12 protein-coding genes are annotated in these 15,900 nt (G+C 49.4%); 7 read left to right on the top strand and 5 right to left on the bottom strand.

All coding sequences use genetic code 11. The features are described 5' to 3' along the window. Positions 1-166: 166 nt before the first annotated feature. The 3 genes from I0P70_RS18935 to I0P70_RS18925 form a co-directional block, all read right to left on the bottom strand. On the bottom strand, positions 167-556 hold the full coding sequence (locus tag I0P70_RS18935; protein ID WP_196120717.1) for a group III truncated hemoglobin: 390 nt from the start codon (positions 554-556) through the stop codon (positions 167-169). Positions 557-714: 158 nt separating this feature from the next. Next, a complete protein-coding gene (locus I0P70_RS18930; protein WP_007655597.1) occupies positions 715-1,050 on the bottom strand; it encodes a hypothetical protein in 336 nt (111 codons plus the stop codon). A 403-nt stretch (positions 1,051-1,453) separates the two neighbouring features. Next, entirely contained in the window at positions 1,454-1,576 is a 123-nt protein-coding gene (locus I0P70_RS18925) for a 30S ribosomal protein THX (RefSeq protein ID WP_196120716.1), read from the bottom strand. A gap of 347 nt (positions 1,577-1,923) precedes the next feature. Between I0P70_RS18925 and uvrA the strand changes: the two genes are divergently transcribed. From uvrA to I0P70_RS18890, 7 genes are all read left to right on the top strand, one after another. After that, entirely contained in the window at positions 1,924-4,731 is a 2,808-nt protein-coding gene (gene uvrA / locus I0P70_RS18920; RefSeq protein WP_196120715.1) for an excinuclease ABC subunit UvrA, read from the top strand. Between the two features lie 230 nt (positions 4,732-4,961). Further along, complete coding sequence (gene tpiA / locus I0P70_RS18915) at positions 4,962-5,723, top strand: triose-phosphate isomerase (RefSeq protein ID WP_196120714.1); 762 nt, start codon at positions 4,962-4,964, stop codon at positions 5,721-5,723. A gap of 92 nt (positions 5,724-5,815) precedes the next feature. After that, positions 5,816-6,187, top strand: coding sequence for a DUF6150 family protein (locus I0P70_RS18910; RefSeq protein WP_040574044.1), 372 nt, complete (start codon positions 5,816-5,818; stop codon positions 6,185-6,187). A 9-nt stretch (positions 6,188-6,196) separates the two neighbouring features. Continuing rightward, positions 6,197-7,027, top strand: coding sequence for a 50S ribosomal protein L11 methyltransferase (prmA, locus tag I0P70_RS18905; protein WP_196120713.1), 831 nt, complete (start codon positions 6,197-6,199; stop codon positions 7,025-7,027). Between the two features lie 18 nt (positions 7,028-7,045). Further along, the gene (locus I0P70_RS18900; RefSeq protein ID WP_196120712.1) at positions 7,046-11,836 is read left to right on the top strand and encodes a hypothetical protein; all 4,791 of its coding nucleotides are present in this window, start codon (positions 7,046-7,048) and stop codon (positions 11,834-11,836) included. Between the two features lie 162 nt (positions 11,837-11,998). Next, the gene (gene plsY, locus I0P70_RS18895; RefSeq protein ID WP_007655617.1) at positions 11,999-12,643 is read left to right on the top strand and encodes a glycerol-3-phosphate 1-O-acyltransferase PlsY; all 645 of its coding nucleotides are present in this window, start codon (positions 11,999-12,001) and stop codon (positions 12,641-12,643) included. A gap of 93 nt (positions 12,644-12,736) precedes the next feature. After that, a complete protein-coding gene (locus tag I0P70_RS18890) occupies positions 12,737-14,098 on the top strand; it encodes a dipeptidase (RefSeq protein WP_196120711.1) in 1,362 nt (453 codons plus the stop codon). A 92-nt stretch (positions 14,099-14,190) separates the two neighbouring features. Here the strand turns inward: I0P70_RS18890 and I0P70_RS18885 are convergent, their stop codons facing one another. Next, positions 14,191-14,850: a porin family protein gene (locus tag I0P70_RS18885; protein WP_196120710.1), complete on the bottom strand. Its 660-nt coding sequence runs from the start codon at positions 14,848-14,850 to the stop codon at positions 14,191-14,193. 156 nt (positions 14,851-15,006) lie between these two features. After that, positions 15,007-15,672, bottom strand: a complete 666-nt coding sequence (locus tag I0P70_RS18880) for a porin family protein (protein ID WP_230392298.1) — start codon at positions 15,670-15,672, stop codon at positions 15,007-15,009. Positions 15,673-15,900 lie beyond the last annotated feature (228 nt).

The raw sequence follows: 15,900 nt of genomic DNA, 5'->3' as shown, positions 1-15,900 counted from the left end.
GCTTTCAGTTAAATTTATTTTTCAACATATAGTGCAGCTATATATAATATTGATAAGGAGATAATTAAGAGGTATATGCTGAGCTGATCAGGTACGGCTAAAATCAAAGCGGCAGCTTTACCGGTTATATCGGTAAAGCTGCCGCTTTGATTTTTATGGGACTACCTTATAGAGTTACTTCCTTGCCTATAATGCCGATCAGGCCCATTTTCATCTGGAATACCTGCGCAATGCTGGTGGCTTTTTGCTTCAATTCCTTTGTTTTATCTCCTTCAAACAGTTCATCTGCAGTTTCAGTAAACAGCACTACCCAGCGAGCGAAATGCTGCCTGTCTACTGGCAGGTGCATGTGCTTTGGGAAAGGCTGCCCCTTGTAGGCCATGGTGCCGAACAGCACCGAACTCCAGAAGCTGTACATTATGGGGAGATGGTGCTCCCAGTTTACTTTCGCAAAGCCATTGAATACAGGTCCTAACAGGTCGTCCTCGTTTACTTTGGCGTAAAACGAGTCAACCAGCAGTTTTATATCCTGTTCATCTCTTATATCTTCCTTCATTTGCTGCAAATCGAAACCTTATAGGGTTACAAAAATACCAGCATAGAAGCGCGATAAAAATGACATTCGTCACTATATGAATACAAGGGGCATAAAAAATCCTTCGCAAGAGTTGAAATCTGTACGAAGGATAAGTTTGTAAATGCAATTGATGCAGCCTATTCGCGGTTATACCGTTTCAGGCGGTTCAGGATCAGGAGCAGGCGGCGGTTAATGTCGCGCTCCTCCACAGGTTTGCACTGTGCAGTGATATCGGCAGGGCGTTTCAATTTAGCCTCTACAGCTTTCAGGTGCTCCAGATAGCACTCAATGGTCGTGCAGGAGATATTCTGAAACTGAAGGCCTTCCCCGTCAGCTACTTTGCTGTTCAGGTTAATTGCTTTTGCGATCTCGGTGTTAATCAGTTTAGTTACGTCAGTGCTTGAAGTAATTTCCTGCTGGTACACCTTCTTCTCGATGTTCTCCAATAAATTGCGGATGTCCAGTTGTTCCATGGTGTTAATATTTTTAAATTTTTACTTATCAATAGAGTCGGCAGTTCCTCTGCTCAGGATACGGTCCTGAATTGGCTGCGTTAACCCACAAAAGGATTGTTAATAAAAGAATAATATGGCGCTTTCAGCACCGGAAGCATGCGTAGGCATAGGTTGGTGATGGCTGGCATGCAGGAGTCGGCTTCTGGCTGAGGGGGTGGCCGCTCCCTAAAAAATTATACTTCTATACTGGGGTGAGTGTTACAGTAAAAAGCCTAAAAAATAAAATATTTAATTATTTAGGAACATCACTCTGAAAAGGCATGCAAGTCAGGGGGCAGCAAGCATAAAAAGCATGGCTATACCTGTTGCCTTTGCGGCGAACAAGGTATAGCCATGCTTTAAATTTCGAATAGCCTAAGCCTTAGCTGGCAGCGGCCTCTTTCTTCTCGGCAGCTTTTCTTTTGGTTGCCTGTCTTGGGCGGCTGTTGCCATAAGTGCCCTTCACAATTTTGCCTTTCTTCGATTTTTTATCTCCTTTTCCCATGTTGTATTGGTTTTAATGGTTGTAGTTAGCAACCCATACATACGAAATCGGAGAGCTGCAGTTCAGGCTTTTTTTAGAATGGAATCGCCTTCAGGAACTGTAGGTGAAGCCTGTGCGGCGTGTGTTGAAATCAGGATGGGGCTATACCTGTAAATAGTCATAGAAAGCTAAACCTTTTTACAGCTGCAGGTGTTTCAAAAGGATGCCATGTTGCATGCTATGGCGAAATGCCAGGTACAGGGCCAAAGGCTAAAAAGCCTTCTGAATGCGACAGGGTATTTGTATCTTTACATCGTATAAAACTCAGTTCGTCATGCGTGGGCTTTATCTTGTCTGCGCTATACTTTATGGCAAACACATCCGAAAATAACCTCGATACGCTCGACCCGCGCCAGCACATCATCATCAAAGGCGCCCGCGTGCATAATCTTAAAGATCTCAGTGTGGCTTTGCCGCGCAACAAATTCATCGTCGTGACCGGCCTTTCCGGCTCCGGTAAGTCATCGCTGGCTTTTGACACCTTGTATGCCGAGGGGCAGCGCATGTATGTGGAAAGCCTGAGCTCTTACGCCCGCCAGTTTCTGGGGCGTATGGATAAGCCTGACGTGGACTACATCAAAGGCATCAGCCCGGCTATTGCCATTGAGCAGAAGGTGAGCATCAAGAACAACCGTTCTACAGTGGGCACCAGTACCGAAATCTATGACTACCTGAAATTGCTCTACGCCCGCATTGGCAAAACCTACTCTCCGGTTTCGGGTGAGGTGGTGCAGAAGGATAGTGTAGCCGATGTCGTTGACTTTATCTTCTCGTTGGAGGATGAAGCCCGGGTCATGATCCTGGCACCGCTTCAGTTGCATAAGGAGCGCACATTGGCCAAAGAGCTGGACCTGCTGCTGCAGAAGGGCTATTCGCGCATCTATGCTGACGGGCAGGTATACTTTATCGAAGAACTACTCGAGGAGAAAAAACCGAAGCTAGGCAAGGAGGTGTACATCCTGGTAGACCGGGCAGTGATCTATAAATCAGATGAAGACCTACAGTTCCGCATAGCTGACTCGGTGCAGACAGCTTTCTTTGAAGGCCACGGGGAATGCCGTGTGAAGTTTGGAGACGGAGAGGAGCGTGTATTCTCGGACCGCTTTGAGCTGGACGGCATCGTGTTCGAGGAGCCATCTGTCAATTTCTTCAGTTTCAATAACCCTTATGGTGCCTGCCAGACCTGCGAAGGTTTTGGTAGTGTGCTAGGTATAGACCCGGACCTGGTGATTCCTGACAAAAGCCTTACGGTTTATGAAGGAGCGATTGCCCCCTGGCGTTCTGAAAAGATGAACGAATGGCTGCAGCCGCTCGTGAAGAATGGCATCCGCTTCGACTTCCCGATACACCGTCCTTTCAACGAACTGTCTGAAAAAGAGCAGGAGTTGCTCTGGACCGGGAACAAATATTTCGAAGGACTCAACGACTTCTTTAAGCACCTGCAAGCGCAGACGCACAAAATACAGTACCGCGTGATGCTGTCGCGCTACCGTGGCCGCACCACCTGCCCTGACTGCAAAGGTTCCCGCCTGCGCAAGGACGCCAGTTATGTAAAGATCAATGATAAAAGCATCACTGATCTGGTGCTGATGCCGATCACACAGGCGCTACCGTTTTTTGAGAACATGCAACTGACCGAGCACGAGCGCAATGTGGCTGAGCGGCTTGTAACCGAGGTGTCCAACCGACTGGGCTATCTGGTGCGCGTAGGCTTGGGTTATCTCACGCTCAACCGACTTTCTAATACACTTTCAGGCGGTGAAAGCCAGCGTATCAACCTGGCGACTTCGCTGGGCAGTGCGCTGGTAGGGTCCATGTACATTCTGGATGAGCCGAGCATCGGTTTGCACCCCAAAGACTCTGAGCAGCTGATTAGTGTGTTGCGTACTTTGCAAAAGCTGGGCAATACCGTGATTGTGGTGGAGCACGAGGAGGAAATGATGCGTGCCGCTGACCAGTTGATTGATATTGGACCTGAGGCTGGCTCCGGTGGCGGCAACCTGATGTTCCAGGGTACGCTGGAGGAGATGACACGCACCGCCGATACTTATACCGCTAAGTACTTGAGTGGTGAGATGGAAGTATCAGTGCCGGCCAAGCGGCGCAAGTGGCGCAATGCCATTGAGATACAAGGTGCGCGTGAGAACAACCTCAAAAACCTGAGCGTGAAAGTGCCGCTAGGCGTAATGACCGTGGTGACAGGTGTGAGTGGCTCTGGAAAGTCAACCCTAATCAAAAAGATACTGGCTCCGGCCATGATGAAGCTGCATGGCAACACAGCCGAGGCTACCGGTAAGTTTGATAAACTGGCAGGCGACTATAACAAGATCAAGCACGTGGAGTTCGTGGACCAGAATCCGATCGGCAAATCGTCGCGTTCCAACCCGGTGACTTACGTGAAGGCTTACGATGCCATCCGTTCCCTTTATGCCGATCAGCCGTTGGCCAAGTCCCGTGGTTTCAAGCCGTCGCACTTCTCATTCAACATTGAGGGTGGCCGCTGTGAGGTATGCCAGGGTGAGGGGCAGGTGAAGATCGAGATGCAGTTCATGGCCGATATCTACCTGACCTGTGAGAGCTGCAACGGCCATCGCTTTAAACAGGATGTACTCGATGTGAAGTATAAAGAGAAGAGCATCTCAGAAGTACTGGATATGACCATCGCCGACAGCATCGACTTCTTTGCCGACCAGTCGAAGATCATCGAGAAGCTGAGGCCGCTAAACGATGTGGGCTTAGGCTACATTCGTCTGGGGCAGTCGAGTAACACGCTCTCGGGTGGTGAGGCACAGCGTGTGAAGTTGGCGTCCTTCCTGACAAAAGGCGTGCAGGCACATCAGGAGGATATCCTGTTCATCTTTGATGAGCCGAGCACCGGTCTGCACTTCCACGACATCAACAAATTGCTGCAGTCCATCAATGCGCTGATCGAAAACGGCAACACGGTTGTCATCATTGAGCACAACATGGACATCATCAAATCAGCTGACTGGATCATTGACCTGGGGCCGGAAGGGGGCACCAACGGCGGACACCTGCTCTTTGAAGGTACGCCGGAGGAGATGGCCAAACTGGAGGATAACCATACCGCCAGGTTCCTGAAGGAGAGACTGTAAGGTATACCATAAGCGTATAGCAAATGCCGAAGTAACATCCGTTGCTTCGGCATTTTTATTTAATGGCTTTCAGAAACAGGTATAAGGATGTCCTCCTCGCCCTTTACTTTCTACGCTATACCTGACTTGCGCGAAAATGCGGATAATAGGTATAGCAAATTTTCCTAACTTGCCGTAAAGCAGCGAAGACTGTTCCATTAAGTTATACTATCATCAACAAAGCATAAAACATGAGAAAACAAATTGTTGCAGGAAACTGGAAAATGAACAAGACCTACGAGGAGGCACTTTCGCTGGTATCGGAGATCGATAATATGGTGAAGGACGAAGTGAACGGCAATGTGACCGTAATCGTGGCGCCGCCTTTCCCTTTCCTGCAGAGCGTGGGTAAGCTAACACAGGGCAACGACCTGATGCACCTGGCTGCTCAGAACGTGAGTGAGCACGACAGCGGCGCCTATACCGGAGAGGTATCAGCTGCCATGCTGAAGTCAGTAGGGGTGCAATATGTGATCATTGGTCACAGTGAGCGCCGCATGTACCACCACGAAGACGCGCAGGCACTTTACAAAAAACTGAAAGCAGCCATCGCACAGGGTATAACCCCGATCTTCTGCTGCGGTGAACCACTGGAGGAGCGCGATGCTGACCGCCACTTCGACTATGTGGGCAAGCAGCTGCACGATAGCCTTTCTTACCTGAGCAACGAGGAGTTTGATAAAGTGGTGATCGCTTACGAACCGATCTGGGCCATTGGTACCGGCCGTACTGCCAGCAGCCAGCAGGCGCAGGAAATGCACGCTTACATCCGTGAGCAGCTTTCGCGCATGTTCGATGCAGAGGCGGCTTTCAACTGCTCCATCCTGTACGGGGGCAGCTGCAACCCGGGCAATGCCAAAGAACTGTTTTCTCAGCCAGATGTGGACGGCGGCCTGATCGGGGGGGCATCACTTAAGTCTAGAGACTTTACCGATATCATCAAATCGTTCTAATAATCAGATAACACAGGAAAAAAGGCTGCCCGCTATATAGTTGGCAGCCTTTTTTATTGCAGATATAGTTATATTTGGCTAAATTATCTGTTATGATTCTAATAATATCCTTTTGGCTTTCGCTGCTCCCGTATTTGACAGCGCCACAGCCGGCAGCTGAGCCGTCTGTAAGGGTGGCTGGTAACGACATTTGCCGCATCTATGGCTCTGTATACCTGGAGCGTGACCCGAAGTATAAAAACACAGCCGCTTACACGGTGTACCTGGGCGATGAAGAAGCCTTTGCCTCTATGGTAGTGTACCGCGAGAGCAACAAACTGTTTGCCGACGGTACTGGCATCTGGCACATTACCAACAAAAAAGCCTTTGCCGACCACGTGCTCTACGTGACTGATAACCGAAATTTCGCTGATTTTACTGTACATTTTACCAACGTGCGCTCTTACGCAGCGTGCCGCCCTTAATTATCGCACATGGATTTTATAGAAGTAGCCCTGAAAGTAAACCCTGAGTTTGCCGACATTTTCACTGCCGAGATGGGCGAGTTGGGTTTTGACGCCTTTGTGGAAACAGAGGAGGGGTTCAACGCTTACATTGATGAAGATAAATTCGACCAGCACGAGTTGGACAACATGATAGCCCGCTATGCTGGCTATACCACGGTTGAGTATCAAGTGCAGAAAATCGAGCGCCAGAACTGGAACGCCGAATGGGAGCGCAATTTTGAGCCGCTTTTCATCGGCGGGCAGGCATCGGTAAGAGCTTCGTTTCACGAGAAACCAGCCGAGGCAAAGTATGACATCGTGATCAATCCGAAAATGTCGTTCGGTACAGGCCACCACGAGACAACCACCCTGATGATTGAGAACCAGCTAACACTGGACCACCAAGGCAAGCGTGTGCTGGACATGGGTTGTGGTACAGGTATACTGGCGATCATGGCGGGCGAGTTAGGCGCTTCTGAAATCGTTGCCGTAGAAATAGAAGACTGGACAGTAGAGAATGCCCGCGAAAATGCGGAACTGAACGGTTACGGAAACATTGACGTGCGATTGGGAGGTGCCGAGACCATTGAAGGAGACCAGCCTTACGATATTATTTTGGCCAATATTAACCGCAACGTGCTGCTTGATGACATGCCGGCTTATGTGGCGGTGTTGAAACCAGCAGGTACGCTGTTGTTGAGCGGCTTTTATACTGAAGACCTGCCGGCGCTGCAGGAGCGTGCAGCCGAGCTTGGCCTGACTTATGTATCCCACCGGACAAAGAACAACTGGGTGTCTGCTATTTTCAAGAACAGCTAATCGAAATCCTTCCGACCTATGAAATATAAACTTCTACCCTTTTTATTCTTTCTGGCTGTGTTCGCAGCACAAGCCCAGACCAAACTGTCTACCGACCCAGAGCAGTACATCACGGATGCCAAAAACATGCTGGTGACCGGGAAGGCCAAAAATGCCGAAGCTCTCGGTGCTGCCTTGGAAAGTGTATGGGGCAACCAGCGACTCTCCGAAAAGCAGAAGCAGCAAGTGGTTGATATTTCGCAGCTGATGTACCGCAAGAAAATGCGCGTTAATCCGCATTACGAGAACTTCTACGAGATGCTGGTGGGAGCCGTGAATCATCACAACATGCGCGGCGCTCAGATCGACAACATGCTGGAAGTAGTGGCCAAGGCTGTGCAACAGGATGAAGGTATAGCGCTCGATCGTTTCTTCCAGACCAGCAGCAGCTATCTTAGCTCAGGTATACTGTACCAGAACAAACAGTATACCTTACGCACCGTAGGCGGGAGCGTAAGCTTTGCCTATGAAGGAAAGGCGGCTCCAAAAGACAAAGAAAAGTCTGCGGAGGTGAGTGACTGGGACAGCTTCTCATGGGATGATGAGGTAGCGGGTGAGAGCAGCGAGGCCACCGCCGACGACTGGGGTGATGCCTGGGACACGCCAAAGCCCGCAGCCAAAAAAGTAGACCCGAAGGTAGCAGAGAAGAAGCGCCGCGACGATTTTAAAAAGATGTTCGTGCCTGCTCAGCCGAAGGTAAGCGGACCGGTGATGAAACTGGAAAACGTGAACCTGAGCTTTGCAACCATCCACGATTCTACCGCCATCATGAAAACGAGCGGACACCTGATGCTGGCCAATAACCTGTTTGTAGGGGAAGGCGGGTCATTCTCGTGGGAAGTGGACGGCAAGCCTGTCTCAGCTGCTTTTAAAGCCTTCAATTTTGATATTACAGCAGCCGCTTTTAAAGTGCCTGACGCGACCATTACCTACAATGCTGTGCTGGATGCGCCGATTGAGGGTGTTTTTGAGTTCAGAAGCTCAAAAGCTGGCACTAATGGAGAAAAGTCTTACCCGCGTTTTGCCTCTTTCACGAATGATGCGAAAGTGAAAAGCCTGGGCAAGGATATTGTTTATACCGGGGGCTTTACGCTGGCCGGTGACCTGATTGGCAGTAAGCCCTTGGATGGTAGTGTGTCGGCCTTAGCCGTACTGGAAGATGGGAAAAAGAAATTTCGGTCGATGGCGCACAACTACAACCTGAACGATTCGATCATATTTGCTAATAGAGCCTATGTAGCCATTTACCAGAACCAGCGCCGGGACTCGTTGACGCATCCGGCCATGCAGTTGCGCTACTCCAAGCCAACCCGCGAACTGGTGCTAACCCGCGACAAGGGTGTGTATAGCAAAACACCATTCTACGACAGCTACCACAAGTTTGAGATCACAGCCGAACGCCTTGCCTGGAACCTGGGCACACCACATATTAACTTCTCGATCCTCAACACGAAAACACTCATACCGGTACAGTTAGAATCGGCGCAGTATTTCTCTAACATGCGTTTTCAGCAGTTGGTAGGAGTAGCTAGTTTCCACCCGCTGCAGGTGCTGGTATCTTATGCGGCCAAAGCCAAAACCAATGATTTCTATGCATTTGATGTAGCGAAAGCCTCAAAACTGAATGAAAAGGCGGTACAGGAGGCAGCTATCAGCCTGGCACGGGAGGGGTATCTGACTTACGATGGGCAGTCGCACTTTATCTCCCTAAAGCCGAAAGCCTGGCATTATGTGGGTTCTGCGCAGAACCTGAGCGACTATGACCACTTGGTGATCAAGTCAGTGGTGCCATCTGGCCGCAATGCCACTCTTAACCTAAGCAACAACCGCCTGACAGTGCGTGGTGTAGAGAAAATGGCATTCAACAACGACTCATCCGCAGTGTACGCCGTACCTGATAGCAACATTGTGCACTTGCTCGACAACCGTAACATGGAGTTTGGAGGTAAGCTATACGCCGGCCGCCTTAACTTCAGAGGCTCCCAGTTCAAGTTCGATTACAACGAGTTCATGATCGACATGCAGAAACTGGACACGGTAGCCTTTGTAACGAAGAAGCGCCGCGCAATTGGCAGGAAGAAAGAGCTGGAGCAGGTGATGACCAGCCGTTCGGGCAACATGTCCGGTAAGCTGTATATCAATAAGCCAAACAACAAATCAGGCCGTAAGCACTATCCGGAGTACCCTAAATTTGACTCACCAATGGGTGGGCAGGTGGCCTTTGCCAGACCAGACGTACTGGGAGGAGCCTATGATAGCACTGTTTATTTTGACATCCCGTCCTACAAACTCGACAGCTTGAGCAAAGGTAAAAGTATGATTGGCTTTAGTGGCACCTTCCATTCAGGAAGCATCTTCCCGCCGATCAAGACCAAGCTGACCATGATGCCGGATGAGACCCTGGGCTTCTACTACCAGCCAGGCCCTAACGGGCTGCCAGCTTTCGGCGGTAAAGGTATAGCCTACGACACCATCATGATGAGCTCCGAAGGTATACAGAGCCGGGGCACCCTCAAGTACCTGACCTCAACCTTTGAAGCGCCGGAGTATACCTATTACCTCGATAAAGTAGTGACACAGAAGGGAGCTAGTGCCAAAATGGAACCGGGAGGAGGCGAGGCCAACTTCCCTGTGGCAAGCCTGGGGCAGTATGAAATGATCTGGATGCCGAAGCAGGACACCATGTACGTGATGGCCGCTGCCAAAGACCCGATGAAGATCTACAAAGAGGAGTTCAAGTTTACGGGCACGGCTAAACTTTCACCGGGCGGCCTGTACGGCGATGGTGAAATGGATAATACCGATGCCAACATCGTGTCGAAGAAACTGTCCATTAAAGGGCGTAGCCTTTCAGGCAACAATGCACAGATGATCGTGAAGTCGGACGTGGAAGGTAAGCCGGCCATGAAAGCGACAGATATGGCTATCAGTTATGACCTGGATAAACGCTTTGTGGAGTTTGGCAGTGAGCAGAAGGGCGTAGCCAGTATAGAATTCCCTAAAGCGCAGTACAAGACTTCGATGAGCCGTGCTACCTGGGACATGAAACAGCAAAAGGTAAGCCTGGCAGCCGATGGTGCAGGAGGGAAAAATTACTTCTACTCACAGCATCCGGAGCAGGACGGCCTTTACTTCAGCGCAGCTACAGGGGAGTATGACCTGAAAGTAAACTCCATTCTGGCTGGCGGTGTGCCTTACATACCGGTAGGCGATGTGCACATTATACCTGACAGTGGCAAAGTAGCCGTAGCGGCAGGCGCTACCATCACTACACTGCGCAATGCCCGTGTGATGGCTGACTCCCTGCAGCAGTTCCATAAGCTGTATTCCGGCAACATCGACGTATTGTCACGTAACGCCTTTAGTGGTACAGCCGTGCACGATTATCAGAATGCAGCTTCCGATTCGTTCAAGCTGCAATTCGCGGATTTCGTGTACAAGCAGCACCAGTTAAAAAAGAAGGAGAACATCAATACGACCTATGCGCAGGCATTGGTTCGTGATACTGACAACTTCTACATCTTCCCGCACATCCGCTACAGAGGTAACGTGAAAATGTATGCTTACCGTCCGCACATGGACTTTGATGGCGATTTGAAGCTGAACTTTACCGGAAACGAGGAAGACTCAGACTGGTTCCCTTTCAAGCGCGACTCCCTGAACCCGGACAATGTGCGCATCCCGATCATGAAGCAGAAGGCTCCGGACGGCAACCAACTCTACACTGGCCTGCACCTGTCGCGTGGTACGTTCAAACCTTACAATACTTTTGTTTCGAAAAAGCAGTACGACGATGACTTGGACATCTTTACTGTGAGCGGCGACTTGTCATATGATAAGGCGAACAGCGAGTTTAAGATCACTGATGCGGCCCGATCAGCTGCCGGATCTTATGAAGGCAACGAACTCCGTTACAATGAAGGCACCAAAACCGTAGCGTTTGAAGGCAAACTTAACCTGGTAAACTCATTGAAGGATTTCGGAATAGAGTCGGCAGGTACAGGTATAGCCAAAGCTGATAGCGGCTATTATGCTGTTGATGCGCTGATGGCCTTTGACATGAACATGCATTCGCAGGTGATCAGTGGGCTTGGCAAAAAGTTAAACGAAACTGCTATACGAGGAGGCGGTGACCAGGCAAGTACTGAAGAGATGCTTTACAAACTGGGTAACATCATCGGCAACCGCGATGCGCAGCGCTACCGTGAGCAAGGCGGACTGATCACTTTACCAAAGCTTTCGAACAAGTTGGTGCGCAGCATGGTGTTCCACAACGTAGACCTGCGCTGGTCCAACAAAACCAATGCCTGGTACAGTGTAGGAAAACTAGGCCTCTCTAATGTGCTGAAAGAAGAGATAGGGGCTGACATGGACGGCTTTATGGAGATCAAGCAGGACCTGAACGGCGAACCGGTGGTGAACCTATACCTGCAGGCCGATCCGTATACCTGGGTGTTCATGAGCTACCTGGAGAACGGATTGGTAGTCGTATCATCTGACGCTGACCTGAACAAGACCATCCGCTCCAAAGCCAGTGGTGGCCGCAGCCGCAAGTACGGCATGTACATGGGCGAGAACATCGACAAAAACCGTTTTGTGGATCAGTTCAAGCATGACTACCTGAACGGTAAAGATGCTTTCAAGATGGCAACTCAGGCACCAGTAGCAGAGCAGGGTGGGTTTAATGTTGCCGAAGATGAAGTAGAAGATACCAAAAAGAAAAAGAAGAAGAAAAAAGGAAATGTGGAGGAGGAAGAAGGCTGGCAATAACCGATACCTGCACTCCGGCCGTATAGGGAAAGATAGCCCTCTTTTGGATATTAAATTAACAAGTCCCTATATTTGGGTTCTTTTAGATTAAAAAAACACACGTAAACTGCACTTAACTTTGTTAAGTATAGTTAATGCATACAAAAAGCTGACACACGCGTCATGAACATACTTTTAATTGCCGCTTTATTTATAGTAGCATACCTGATCGGATCAATTTCTACCGCCGTTTGGATCGGCAAAGCTTACTACGGAATTGACATTCGCCAGCACGGTAGTGGAAACTCCGGAGCAACAAATACATTCCGGGTGCTGGGCAAAAAGCCGGGCACAATCGTGATGCTGATCGACATCTTTAAAGGATGGGTGGCTACTTCGCTGGCAGCTTTACTGGTAATCTTCAACGCTGTGCCCGCCGAAGATTTGATCATCTATCAGTTGGCAATGGGTGCACTGGCAGTGGTAGGACATATCTTTCCGGTGTATGAGCGCTTTAAGGGCGGCAAAGGTGTGGCAACTTTACTCGGTATGATGCTGGCCATACACCTGGAAGTGGCGCTGATGTGCATGGTTATTTTTGTAATCGTGCTCTTTACCTCTAGGTATGTGTCGCTGGGTTCTATGATCGCGGCATTGGCATTCCCGATACTACTGTTGCTGCCACGTTTTCACCCTGACAACCCGATCCTGATCATATTCGGATTTGTGGTGTTTGCCGTGGTGGTTTTAACGCACCGTAAGAACATCAATCGCCTGATCAACGGCGAAGAAAGCAAAGCCAACATTAAGTTGGGGCTGCGAAAATAGGTATAGCAGTCCGCAGGTATAAGCATTCTAAAAGCCACTCTTTCCGAAGGGTGGCTTTTTTCGTACCTTTAAGGCAAGACATTTATCTAGACTATGAATCAATATATCACTGACAACAAAGACCGTTTTATAAACGAACTGCTGGACATGCTGCGAATGCCTTCCGTAAGCGCCGACCCGAAGTTCAAACGAGATGTACTGCGCACAGCTGATTTTGTAGCCCAAAAGCTGCGCGAAGCTGGTGCTGATAAAGTGGAACTGTGCGAGACCGGCGGTTATCCGATTGTGTATGGTGAGAAAATAGTGGACCCCTCATTGCCTACCGTACTGGTGTACGGCCACTATGATGTGCAGCCTGCTGACCCTTACGAACTGTGGCACTCGCCTCCGTTTGAGCCTGTGATCAAGGACGGCAAAATCTACGCCCGCGGTGCCTGCGACGACAAAGGTCAGATGTACATGCATGTAAAGGCATTTGAAGTGATGATGCAGAACAACGCCCTGACCTGTAACGTGAAGTTCATGATCGAGGGTGAAGAAGAAGTAGGATCCGCCAACCTGGCTACGTTCGTGAAGAACAACAAAGAGAAGCTGGCTGCCGATGTGATCCTGATATCTGACACTGGTATGCTGGGCAACGACACGCCTTCTATTACAACTGGTCTGCGTGGCATGAGCTATGTGGAGGTAGAGGTGACTGGCCCGAACCGTGACTTGCACTCTGGCTTGTATGGCGGTGCTGTGGCGAACCCGATCAACATCCTGTGTCAGATGATCGCGTCGATGCACGACGAGAATAATCACATCACCATACCTGGATTCTATGACAATGTGGAGGAGCTGAGCCAGGAGGAACGTGCCGAGATGGCCCGCGCTCCTTTTAGCCTCGACAAGTATAAGCAGGCGCTTGACCTGCCGGATGTGCATGGCGAGGAAGGCTATACCACTATGGAGCGCAACTCCATCCGTCCGACACTGGATGTGAATGGCATCTGGGGTGGCTATATTGGTGAAGGTGCTAAAACGGTTATTCCTTCGCAGGCCTTTGCTAAAATTTCGATGCGCCTTGTGCCGAACCAGTCATCTGAGGAAATCACAGAGAAATTCAAGAAGCACTTTGAAAGCATTGCGCCGAAAAGCGTGAAGGTAGTGGTTCGTCCGCACCATGGTGGCGAGCCAGTGGTGACGCCTACAGATTCGGTTGCTTACCAAGCTGCTGCAAGAGCTTATGAAGAAACATTTGGTGTGAAGCCAGTGCCAGTGCGTAGCGGTGGTTCTATTCCGATCGTGGCTATGTTCAAGTCTGAGCTCGGACTGGATTCGGTGCTAATGGGCTTTGGTCTGGATACGGATGCGATCCACTCACCAAATGAGCACTTCGGTGTATTCAACTTTATGAAAGGTATAGAGACGATCCCACAGTTCTATAAATACTATGCAGAGATGAGCAAGTAAGCCTCTTCGCTAAAGAAGAACAGCCCTGTTACTTAACTGAAGTAGCAGGGCTGCTTTGTTTTTAGGTACAGCTAAGGTACAGCAAACTGCCCTTACCAGTTGCCCGGCCGGCGTGAAGGCATCATAAAACCGATGGAGAGTTGCCATACAAGGTTGCGCTGGCTCAGGTCTGCTTTAGGAAATGGGCGCAGACTAGCTGTGTGGCGTACGTTCAGGAAAAAACCACTCTCGAGCATCAAACCACCGCCTATAGCATAGCCGGCATCAAAGCTGTTAAAGTCATCGCGGCTGAAATCTTCCCGCCCAAAAACTACAGGAGGATCAACGGAAGGGTCGGTGCTGACAATGTTGACCTTATTGCCGACATTGAGCAGGTAGCCCATGTAAGGACCGGCTTCTACAAACAGAGCTGCTTTCTGCAACTTGATCATAAGAGGAAGCTCTATATAATCGAGCCGGAGGTCGCCGGTTAGGGCCGTCTCAGCAGCTGTGTTTAAGGTATAGTTGTCGTAGGTAAAGCCCTTGCGACTGAAGTGTAGTTCGGGCTGTACTGATAAGCGGGAGGCAAACTCGTAGGCGAACACAAAAGCGCCGTGTATACCAGCCAGATGGTTGATTTGGTCAGAGGGGGCATCGGAGCCAACTGCTTTAGAGAAGCCACCCCCAGCCTTTACGCCGTAGCGGTAGTACTGAGCTTGCACCGAAAGTGAAGTGACTAGCAACAAGGCCGTCAGGAGTATGATCTTTTTCATAATTTCGGGTATAGTAAAAAAATTAGGTATAGAGCTGTAGTTAATAGTACTCCTGAGGGCGGCATTTAGTTAAGCAGTAGGTATAGTAGGTACAGCCGAAACAAAAAAAGCCGCCAGGTGCTTAGCACCCGGCGGCTTTCTCATTGGGAAAGATAATTAGCGATTAGTTGGCAGTGCAAACCCTACTGTTACCATAAAGGTAGAGTGGCGGGCATTAGTCAGGTCACCTTCAAAGTTCACGTCTTCCTTCACGAAATCACTGAAAGCGCCGTTGTAGCGTACTCCAAAGCTGATGGCATTGTTAGCTGAGGTGAAGCCTATGCCAGCTGCGTAGCCTACTTCAAACTCAGAAAGCCCTTCTTTGCTTTTCTCGTCCCGATTGGTCGACTGCAGCGTACCGTTTATATACGTTCTGGTTTCATTGTTGACGCTCAACAGGTATGAGGCCTGCGGACCTGCTTCGAAGTAAAGAGGGCCTGCTTTGATTCTGGCAAGCACTGGAAGATCGATATAGTTATAGTTTACTTTACCTTCACGTCTTCTTGTCTGACCAAGCAATGTAAACTCCGAATCCTCATTCTTAAAACCCTTAACAGAATAAAGTAACTCTGGCTGTATCGAGAAGAAGTTGTCTACGATGCCGAAGTTGGCCATGATACCGGCATGAAAGCCGACTTTGTTGTTGAAACGATCCTCGTCACGCAGGTCGCCTGACAGGTTAGAGATATTTGCACCGCCTCGTATACCGAAGCTTGCACTTTGTGCCTGGGCACCAACTGCAGTCACTACTGCAAACACGAACATTAATAATAGCTTTTTCATAATTGGGTATTGGTTATTTTGGTATAATCTGAGCAATATACGTGCAGAACTATATTTTTATTGAGTAAATGCAGGCAGTATTTTTAGCGCTAATGTGGCATCTGGTTGACTATCAGATTGATAATTTTTTAATAATTGCACTTTATTCTACTCCTTTTCCAGTCGCCTGATCTCTGGAGCGGAAGTAAGCTATACCTTATTACAAACAGTGGCTTGATTTGTTGCACG

Origin of the sequence: Pontibacter sp. FD36 (assembly GCF_015686655.1) — a bacterium.
In the GTDB taxonomy this organism is placed as follows: Bacteria; Bacteroidota; Bacteroidia; order Cytophagales; family Hymenobacteraceae; genus Pontibacter.
This window is presented reverse-complemented; position numbering and strand designations above follow the sequence as displayed.